Annotated in this window: 4 protein-coding genes; all 4 read left to right on the top strand. The window is 43.1% G+C overall.

The genetic code is table 11. The features are described from left to right. The first annotated feature begins 54 nt into the window (after nt 1–54). The 4 genes from FIB07_02875 (at nt 55) to FIB07_02860 (ending at nt 11,581) form a co-directional block, all read left to right on the top strand. Nucleotides 55–420 carry a cytochrome c maturation protein CcmE gene (locus tag FIB07_02875; protein ID NJD51789.1) on the top strand — a complete coding sequence of 122 codons (366 nt, stop codon included), beginning with the start codon at nt 55–57 and terminating at the stop codon, nt 418–420. Nucleotides 421–424: 4 nt separating this feature from the next. Next, nucleotides 425–733 (top strand): hypothetical protein, encoded by a 309-nt coding sequence (locus FIB07_02870; protein ID NJD51788.1) that lies wholly within the window; start codon nt 425–427, stop codon nt 731–733. Nucleotides 734–769: 36 nt separating this feature from the next. Next, entirely contained in the window at nt 770–2,662 is a 1,893-nt protein-coding gene (locus FIB07_02865) for a hypothetical protein (protein NJD51787.1), read from the top strand. Between the two features lie 180 nt (nt 2,663–2,842). After that, nucleotides 2,843–11,581 carry a hypothetical protein gene (locus FIB07_02860; GenBank protein ID NJD51786.1) on the top strand — a complete coding sequence of 2,913 codons (8,739 nt, stop codon included), beginning with the start codon at nt 2,843–2,845 and terminating at the stop codon, nt 11,579–11,581. Nucleotides 11,582–11,647 lie beyond the last annotated feature (66 nt).

The raw sequence follows: 11,647 nt of genomic DNA, 5'->3' as shown, positions 1-11,647 counted from the left end.
GATTAATATTCTTGACTTATTCACAATATAATATCGAGCTCAAGACAATAATTTATGAAAATAGATTCACGAGTAATAATTGGTTCAGTAGTAATCATTTTCATACTTGTGTTAAGTTATAGCACCTTCTCAAATTATATTGAAAAATATAAAACGATCGACGAAGCTCTTCTGGAAAAGGAAAATAAAATGATGTGGGTAAATGGTTCGATCCAGAAAGGTTCATTTGCCCCATTGAATACAGGCGAATATACTTTTGTACTTACCGACGGCGTATCAACAATGAACGTAAGTTTTATTGGTGAATTACCACTATCATTTGGAATGGATTCTAAAATCGTGATACTTGGAACTATGAATGATTCTACCTTCCATGCCACAAAAATTATCACGAAATGCCCGACAAAATATGAAGGATGAACCGATGTTCAATCTTTCAGCAATTCATGATGTCAATACTGGTATAATCCTTACAACCCTGACAATTGCTTATATTAAGAGCCGGAAATATGGACATTTATCAGGGCATCTGTCGTTTGGCATGTTCATACTGTCTATACTACCGACACCTCTGCATGGCACAGGGATCTGGGGAATAGCTACATTGTTAACTACCTATATTTTTCTTTATAAGGCATGGGATAATAAAGAAATTGCAGCTCTCCTTGGAACTGCAATTCTCTTGATGATGGTCAATATTTTTTTAGGACTCAAACTTAGAGGAATATTTTAATATAGAGAAAACAATTAGCTTTTCAGAGATTGTAAAATGGAAATAGGAACAATATTACTATATTTTAGCATACTTTTTGGAATTATATCCATTTTTTCACTTATCTTTGCGGAATTAAAGGATTCTGGAAAGAAAACAGCATTCGAGCAATTAATACCGCATTCAAAAAAACCCATCCGCGCTACAGCCATATTAATTTCAGCGGCGATGGCGCTTCTTTTATATTACCTCATAATCTCTGATTTTTCAGTTCATTATGTGTGGCAATACACGAGCAAAGACCTGCCTTTTATATATAAGATTTCAGCCTTATGGACAGGAGAAGCCGGTTCAATTATGTTTCTGGCATGGACAATAATACTGATGGCTTTTATTGTCTCGGAGAGTCATGGGCAGGAAACAAAGTTCTTTCGCAGGATACAAATAATTATCCTTCTAATAGGGATAATGTTTATTTTCATTACCGCTTTCCTTTCGCCTTTCATCAGTGTATTTGATACAGGGTCTGTTGAAATCCCGGAAGATGGCGCAGGATTAAATCCTCTTCTAATTAATAAATGGATGATATTCCATCCTCCAGGGATCTTTTTGCCATACGGGATCATGGTTGTGATCTTTGCTTCTGCGATACTTCATCTTTTAGATAGAAAAGGGGAGTGGGAAGAGTTTTCAAGACCATATGGCAGGGCTGCATGGATAATCCTGGGCGCTGGCATGGTAACAGGAGTGATGTGGTCATATGAAGTATGGGAGAGTTACTGGATATGGGACCCTGCTTTTATTTCGATCCTCATGACATGGCTTTTGTTGACTGCATATTTACATTCAACAAGCCTGTACAGGAGGAACCGGGCGAAGTGGTTGACTCCGACCCTGGCTGTGAATGGTTTTATTTCTGCCATGTATTCAACATACATAATTCGAAGCGGAACTCTTAATTCAGCCCACTCATTTAGTGAAGGTTCTGATATTTTTTCACTGTTATTGTTGGTCATTCTGCTGGCTATCGTGTCAGAAGGGCTGGTAACCTATCGGTATTTTTTATTGGAGAAAGATGAAGAAAACGGGAAATCAACGTTACTTTCAAACAAAAATATTTTTTATGTAACGATAATTCTTCTTATGGGGCTTGCTTTCATACTATTCTGGGGACTTACAGCAACTTTGATCCTTAAAAATTTCGGCGCATCTATTTCAGTTGGTCTGTATGGAACATGGTCATATCCACTGACAATAGCATTTATCGCAGTTCTTGGAATATGCATGTTAGAAATTCTTGGGAAATGGTGGAAAAATGGGATTATTTTCGGTGGAGTCTTAATTCTTGCGATCGTTCTGATCAAACCTGCTGAAAATATATATACGGATTTTTCCGGAGCAGTTCTTGTATTTGCCGGAATTGGAACTATGTATAGGATAATAAAGAGTCTCAATATCAGTGGAATAAGGAAAAAGCTGTTTTCATGCGCTCCCCATATATCCCATCTTGGAGTTGTTTTACTGCTTATAGGAATACTGATGTCCACATATGCGTCTTCAGATACCTTGTTATTCATGAAATTCAATGAAAAGAAATCTATTGGCGGATACGAGATAGAATTAACAAACCTTGCTTTTCCCATAGAACATGAACATGTATCCGCTACCATGACAAAAATAGGTAATTATAATATTTATAAAGATGGTTTTCTAATCGATTCAGGTGAGGCCAGATTCAGGGAGATCAAGGGGGAATTAATTACTGAGCCTTTTATTTATCGAGGATTACTTGCTGACGTTAATATAAGGTATCAGGGTATTGGAACACAGACACCTCTTTTTCTTTCAGTGGCAAATGTCAGAGTAATTCCGGGCATGTCGATCCTGTGGGCAGGCTGTATTCTTGTTGTTATCGGACTTATTCCTCTTCTTTTTTTTAGGAAAGAATAGTAAATTGAATGAGGCATTGGATTTAATTAATTATTAATAGTGATCAATTCACCGGATGATAAAAGAAAGGTATATATTATGACAAGACATAAAATTACTTATCTTGATACTGGCGTTATAATAACGCATTTATGATAGGATAGGATACCCGGATAGGAGGGTACAGAGGATAGGATAGATATGAGAATAGGCGATTTACGTAATATAGTATCCAATATCGATAAAAAGATAAAATTGGAAGTTGGGATTGGAAAAATATCTGTACTGTTAATGATTATTTTTACAAGCATATTAATCTTAATAGCACCTGCTGCTGCAGCGGGTGAAAAACTTGTTGTATTTACAGATAAATCGATATATTTTGACTATCCAAGATATGTTGCCGATAATACATTATGGCCTGATAATGACGGAGTAGATATAAACCCTAAGGTCTATGCAGTAGTTCTGGACAGTAATGGAAAAATAATCAAATCAGGTTTATCATTCAGTGCATCTGCGAAAGATATACAAAAACTGAATCACACGGGAAGTACAGCGATTCATCATTCCAGTATCGTTACCACTAATGGTAATTATGTTAATAACGCAACATTAGGCTCCTGGTCTGACCCGAATGGAGATGGTATCTATGAGATAGCTTGGAATTATGGAAGCATGCCCACGACGATAAAAGATGATCATTTGATCATCCGGATAAACGTAACGGAAAGCACGCGTTCGCTTAGCGGCAATTACAATATTACTTTTACTCGATTTTCATGTGGACATGGTGATAAATCGGTTACTTTTGATGCCAATCTTCATACTCAGAATTCAGCCCATCAAGGGGCTCCCTGCACTGAATGTCATTATGGAATAGAACATACATTGGATAATTCGTCTCATGGACCCGGGACGAACCTTTCGAATGATGCAAACTTATACAATCCAACTATCTCTTCTAATACCTTTAATTATATGAACGGACTTGAAGCTGGAACCGAAGGAGCACTCTCCACATATGGCAGGGCTGATATATGTGTGGCATGTCATGATACATACTTAGGGACCGGAAGTGGAACCCTGGATATGTTAACTTCGTCTTCCAGGCCATCATGTTCCTGGAGCGCAGGTCCTGATGGGGTGAACTGTCATGCTACCACAAATATCAAAGGTACGTCATTAACCGGAATTGACCTATTCTGGAAACAGAATGGTGCTGCAAATTCAAAATCACATAATCATTCTACTACCGTACCAGCAAATGTATCATGTGAGCTATGTCATGATAACCATGGAAGATGGAAACTGCCTCAACCAAATCCAGGTACCTATTCCAATATTAATGAACAATGCTGGTTATGTCACGGTTCTAATGGCCCTCAATCTTATGCTCCTCATAGCAGTTCAACTTCAAATTGTGAATCGTGCCATAACGATGATTCAGGAAAACTCAATGTTCATCTTGTCCCACAAGGGAAATCCGGTGACAGGGACTGTGGCCGCTGCCATGATATAGGCGGTCAGGCAGGTTATGATATTGATATTACAAATATGGGTAATGGCGCTCATGCAAATCTGAACAATAGATCGCAATTTACGGGTAGTAATGCCACATATCAAAAATGCTGGGCATGTCACGGTACTTTGAATGCTAACGGATATGCCAACGAGAGCGACCAGCCAGCTGGCTCACATAATGATACAATTTACAAGAACCCAAGAAAATGTCCGGACTGCCATAATAATCTCCAGTCCAGCTCTAATTTCAGTGCCCCGCAGGTGGTCGAACACAGGATCGGCGCGCCTGACGTCCCAACAACAGGTACACAATGCTCGTTATGCCACAATAACAGCCTTACTGCGATAACTGAGACTGATGGTTTTGGAATTACGAATCCTCAGAACGCTACAGCATCACATTATCTTAAGGATGCCAACGCAAACCTGATGACAACTACAACCCACAGCAACGATTGTACCTGGTGTCATATAACAAATACCAACAATGCATCATGGGGTACCCCGGTCAATCCGAATACTAACTTCAGTAGTTTGCATAATGGCAAAGTGAACTCTGACTGCAAAACTTGTCATGGTAATTTTAATTCTACAACAGTCAAACTTCATGATGCGGATATTACAGGAGGAAGCGCAGGTGGACAGGACTGCGTTTCATGCCACGAGGGGACAACCGGAAATAAAGTTAATGTAGGAAATATGAACCAGTCAGATAGCATCCACCTGACGCTGAATAGTGGAGGCACATCCAATGGTAGAGTTGAGAATAAGATGTGCTATGCATGTCATACCAATAACAGCTACATAACAGGCGGAGTGGTTAATAATGGCAGTATTCCTGCCAGCAACCATCCAACAGGATACAATACACCAAAGAACTGCACTCTCTGTCATCTGAATACCAACGCGGGTATAAACTTTAGCGCCCGCCAGGTTCCAGAGCATAGGTCAGACGGAAGTGAATTACAGACAAAGGCTTACACCAATTTGAATGACTCGTGCATCGCATGCCACATTAATAATGAGATGCTAGGATCTTTCTCAGATGACAGTGGCACAAGTTACAGCAATGTTTCTCACTATGGAAAGAGCAGGAACAATACAGGACTTGTCTCAAACAATGTAGTGAACTGCAAATACTGCCATTATAACTCAAGCTCAACATTTGAATTTGAATATATGGCAAATAAGACCATATCCAATCACAGTACCAATTACCCTGTTACTACACCAACCTGTGATCTGTGTCACAGTCAGGGAAGGATGCATGACGGCAATCTCACTATTCCAGCGTTAAATGATGCTTTATGTACAGGATGTCATACAACAAGACAGGAACATAATAATAATGTATCATGTATCACATGTCACGTAAATTCCAGCGCATCCAGGGATAAAGCACATCCGATCAAATATATCGGTTCTTCCGGAGGATACGATATATCCAATGCATCTGCGGCTGGTTGTCAGAGCTGCCATCAGGGCACAGGAGTGTCAGGATTCTCCAATGCTACGAAGGTAAATTCACCAATCAGTCACAGCAATGATAATGCAGGCCAGAAGTGGGGTAACTACTGGGGCAGTGGTGTAGGTTCATCGAATAATACTGCCGTATCCCAGGAAGTCGACACTACAGGAACCACCACTGGAATTTCAGGAGCTCAGTTTGAAAATGATATTTTCGAGAACATGACAGAGGCTAATGCTGGTGGTGCATCTCTTGATACTAACACTTCGGTTACGAGCAATACACAAACTACGGGCACTATCAGCATCTTTTCAAATATGCAGAGCTGGTCAGATGGCGGCGCCTTTGCCACGATGACAGAAGGCGGAAGTGGAGGAGGTGGCAGTGGAACAATGGCCAGGTATTCCAATGCAGGCAGTGCAACAAATGCATATAACGCGCCGAACAATGTTTATTCTTCTACAGGTAATGGGGCTCTTAATGTGTACAATTCAACGAACCCGTCAGGTGGAGCAATAACTAAAGTTGAAGCTATTTTTGAAGTATATACTCAAATGGGTACAGATCCATTAGAGGTATGGACGCTTGATTGGGGTCTCGGAAATACCGCAACTGCGACGGCACCTGCATCATGGACGAATTTAAAAGCTGCAAGTCATGACCAGGTTACAGAACAACAATTTGTATACAATATCACTTCAAGTATCTCATCATGGACAGATGTATATAATATCTGGTTACAGGCTACCATGGATAAAGGATCTAACGGTGGGGGCAGTACCATTTATGTAGATGCCATGTGGGTGAATGTAACAACTTCAGGAGGAACAACCACATATAGTATGAATATTACCACAGATACCGCATCTGTCCCTGCAGCGGATTATCAGTACCTTGAAATAAGATACAATGTGACCTCGCATGATAATTACAGTGTGTCAGTGTTCGATGGCTCTATCTGGAACCAGAAAGGAACACTCTCTTCCTCGACTATGACAGTGTTCAACACGTCGCTCACAGCAAGTGAGTGGAACGGTGGCAATCCAAGAGTAAGATATACAGATGTCAATCCTGCGGGCACCTCGCAGGGCAGCTTATACATTGACTACCAGCGCATACACAGCATGACCGCCGGAGGCACCAACTATCTCCTTGATGTCAAGCAGAATGTCACAGGGATTCCGGCAGAAAATAATTATTATCTTACTATCAAAGGCAAGACTGATGGAGGGGAATCCTATAACGTCCAGGTGGACGATTCAGGATCATGGATCACGAAATCCACTATCAGCGGAACGACCTCCCAGTGGTATAATACATCATTGTCACCGACACAGATCGCAGGAGGTAAGGTGCAGATACGCTATGTGGATACCACAATATCTTCTGATGCAACTCAAAATACTCTGAGTGTCGATTATGCAGGCGTGCGTTCAGAGACAGTTTCAGTAGGGCTCACATCATGCGATTACTGCCATGGTGACACAAGACATAATGCAACTGCACTTGGTAAACCTGACCGGTTCAAAGGCACGAATAATGTCGAAACGACTGATCTTACACAATCCACCTGGTGTCTTGGCTGCCATGTGAATGGATCTGCGAATTATAACACTATGAAAGGCAATCTATCACCGATACCACCTCAGATCAAATCTGGATACGCATATTATCCAGAAGGGGCTACTGACCATTCAGGTTTCACTTTGAACAATGATAACGATTGCGCTACCTGCCATAAGGGAAATACCACAAGCATCACAGCCTACATGCACAACTTGAGTACAGGTACTGGCTGTACAGGCTGTCATACTCAACCGCCAAGTGGAACTGAGAGATACAACATGACCGGTGCCCATGACCTGCATGCAGATGCTGGCTATGGTAATGTATCAGAAACAGGATGCGATTTCTGTCACTCAACCCAGGGGAGATTCGAGAACCTTCATCCCAATGGAAGTGACAATGCAAGCGTAGTTCCAAATGCATCAGCATCAATAGCAATATCAGATTACCAGATGAATCCCGCTTCAGGTAATGACGATACCTGCGCTGGCGTCTCATGCCACAGCAACGGCTTAAGCAGCGGTGCAAAAGTCGGCACAGCCACCTGGAACACGGCAACTGCCGGGGCATGCACAGAATGCCATTCAACAGTCCCAAGCGGTCTTCCGCCAACTGGTAACCATACCAGACACTATACAACAGAAGGCTATAGCTGTGCAGAATGCCATGGCCTAAATGCAGATGCAGGTAACCAGACAGGACACAAGACAAACGCTGCAATTGATATTAACTTCACCAACGTCACAGGCACAATAAACGAAACAAAGACATGCAGCGTATACTGCCACAGCCCGAACCCAACATACGATCCTAAATCCGTCCCTACCTGGAACACATCAAGTGTCTCATGCGGTGACTGCCACAGCACCCCGCCAACCACCACCAGGAATAACAGGGCACACCCGTCAAGCAACGGCAGTGACTGCGAGAATTGCCATGGAACAGGAGCTACAACAGGTACACAGACCGGTCACCTCAATGGTGCAATCGATACGGAAGGTATGACCTGTGCTACCTGCCATGCATCATATAATACCGCAGTACTTTCCACACAACACAACCAGAGCAAAAATCCAGCCGCTCCCGAATGTACCACATGCCACACAGGCTACCTGCCAGTAAGCGGGCATACCACTGGCAATAAGGGCTACATAGTAAACGAAAGCAACACATGCAGGAATTGCCATGTAGATGGTTCCAACGGGTTCAAAGAAAACCACACCAGTTCCTCTGATTGTACCCAGTGCCATTTTGCGAACACCACCCGGAAATTCACCGGTTTCAATGAATCTCTCTATACCCATGACCATAATCTGACAGTTGAGCACAGCTACTATCAATACAACCAGTCAGGAGCAGGAATGCCTCTTGCCAGCAATAATGGCACAGGTATCGGAATGTTCCCGCAATACACCTGTTCCTTAACCTGCCATGCAGTCAGGAATCCTGAAAAAGTCGATAAAGCCTCCAGCACATGGCTCAATAGCTCACATGCCAACTCAAGATTCGGGACATCAGACAGTAAGAATAACTGTGCTAAATGTAAATCACCCCTGAATTACAACGATACCCTGAATGTGACAAATCCTGTAATAGCAGAACAGGATTGGGCTGGAATCCAGTGCAGAGTATGCCATAACCTCCATAATAGGTCGTATAGCGGCATCTCAGGATACCCTGTTGCTTTCTATAATGCGACTGCAAGCTCTTATGTGAATTATTCGGTCTATGACCCGATATCAAATAATACACAGTTATGCGAAAAATGCCACGAGCCTGGCAGCAGTCATGACAGCAAGTTCGCAGGACCGCACAAGACAACATCCTCTTTCACCTGTACTGACTGTCACATGAATGCCAACTTCAGCAGAGGGGTACATGACTTCCAGGTAAAGAACACTACATCAGGCGTAACAGGTTGCGAGGTTTGTCATAATCCTGCAAACCATACTTTCCAGTTCACTTCAAAACATACCGATAAAGTTGAATGCGTAGGATGCCATGACCAGACATTTACAACCGTGAACGCCACAGGTTATGCAGTATCCGGTGACAATTATTACGGTCTTTATAAAGAAACACCAGGCAGTAAATGGACAACAGCCAAGAAAATGAACACTTCGGCTGGCGTCTGGCCGTTACATAACCTTAGCCGTTCGGTTAATTGCGATAAATGCCACGGTGCCCAATCAGTTTACAACGGAACAATTGCTCAGGCCTCAGGTGCATTCTGCGAAGGCTGCCATTCCCAGCCACCCAGCGGCTCAGTCAGATACAACATGACCGGTGCCCATGACCTGCATAAATCAGCAGGATACGGCAGCATCCCGGAAACAAGCTGCGATTACTGCCATTCAACCGGAGGCAGGAACAACCTTGATCATACAATTACAAACGACAATGCATCAGTTGTAACAAATGGTTCAGCAACAATAGCAACATATACCATGAATCCGGCTTCAGGCAACGACGACACATGCGCTGGCGTCTCATGCCACAGCAACGGCTTAAGCAGCGGTGCAAAAGTCGGCACAGCCACCTGGAACACAGCAACTGCCGGGGCATGCACAGAATGCCATTCAACAGTCCCAAGCGGTCTTCCGCCAACTGGTAACCATACCAGACACTATACCACAGAAGGATACAGTTGTGCAGAATGCCACGGAACGAATGCAGATGCAGGTAACCAGACAGGGCACAGGACAAACGGTGCAATTGACATCAACTTCACGAACGTTACCGGCAGCATCAATGCAAGCAAGACATGCTCAGTCTATTGCCACAGCCCGAACCCAACATACGATCCGAAATCCGCCCCTACCTGGAACACATCAAGTGTAACATGCGGTGACTGCCACAGCACCCCGCCAATCACTACCAGGAATAACAGGGCACACCCGTCAAGCAACGGCAGTGACTGCGAGAATTGCCATGGAACAGGAGCCACAACAGGCACACAAGCAGGTCACCTGAATGGTGTAATCGATGCTACCAGTGGCGATAACTGCATAGCTTGCCATGATACCAACAGTGGATATCAAAACAAAGTTGATGTTTCATCCCTTGGCATGCATGGAAATATCAACAACACCGATGGTGGAATTACGAATGCTGATTGCAAGACATGCCATTACAATACCACTGATATGGGTTCAAATTATACGGTTCAGCCAGGAGTAAATGTCCGTGTATGCAATGACTGCCACGTGAACCAGGATGTTACCTCACCAGCAGTCAGCGAACACTATCCCGGTGCTAATATTAATGTAACCACAATGAATTGTGAGAACTGCCACAGCAACAGTTTGAATATCCCGGATCAGAATTCAACAGTTAATACAGCAATGGGAAATGTTACACATTACGGTACAACAACGAACCTTGTAACACCAAGCGCAGGAACTTACAATACCGCGTGCAATAACTGCCACAACAGCGCTGTGAATAAGACCAGCTATGGTGTGGTGAATAAGCAGGTAACCATACCTCATACGGGCACAGGTACATGTGACAAGTGCCATGTAGATGGCAGCGCATCTGACCTGCATAATAGTTCGCTTGCTATGCCGGTAACTGTATCATGTAAATCATGCCACACGACATATGCATCAAAATATAATGCACCAAACCTTACAGATACGGCTATGGGCGGTTCCGGTTATACAACATGTAACGGCGGAAGTTGCCATGGCACGGATATTTCCAGCAGCCTGGATACCCTGGCAAGGCATAATGTTGACAGGACATATCCGGGTACAGGAGGTTCTACCAATACAGTCTATCTGAATAACAATGTTTCACTTAGCGTCACAAAAGGAACTCCTGTTGAAATAACATCCATGATCAACGATGCAAATGGTGCTGCTTCACGTGTTGGTGGAGCTGAGTATTATATCGATACAGATCCTGGCCAGGGCAAAGGAATTCCTATGACGGCAGCGGACGGCCTTTATGATGCAAGGCAAGGAAGCTGGGAGAATGTAATAGCAACACTTGATACAGGCAGCCTCCCGGACGGAAATCATACAATATATGTCCGCGGCGTGGATATCGGTAAACAGTGGAGCGCTCCGAAGAATGCTCAGCTTGTTGTCCAGTCCCTGGGATATATCAATGTGACTGTAACAAGCGTAGACGGGCCTGTAGTAAATGCAGACGTCTGGATAGATAGCGCAGATATCAAGAAAACGGATATTAACGGTAACTATTCATTTGCAGTACCAGCCGGAACATACAATGTTACAGTTAGCAAACAGCCCACACACAACGACAATACAAGCACGGGTGTGGTTGTTGTTACCCAGGGCAATACAACTTCAGTACCGGTATATCTCCAGAAGAAACCAACAGGAACAATCAGCGGCACAGTTACGAATGTATAATAAAGAACGATAGCGAAATTAAATATAAAGGAGCGAAATTCTCATTTCACTCCTTTGATTTTTTTT

The organism is Candidatus Methanoperedens sp., from assembly GCA_012026795.1.
Lineage (GTDB): Archaea > Halobacteriota > Methanosarcinia > Methanosarcinales > Methanoperedenaceae > Methanoperedens.
The sequence above is the reverse complement of the archived record's forward strand: the minus strand, read 5'-3'. Positions and strand labels throughout refer to the sequence as shown.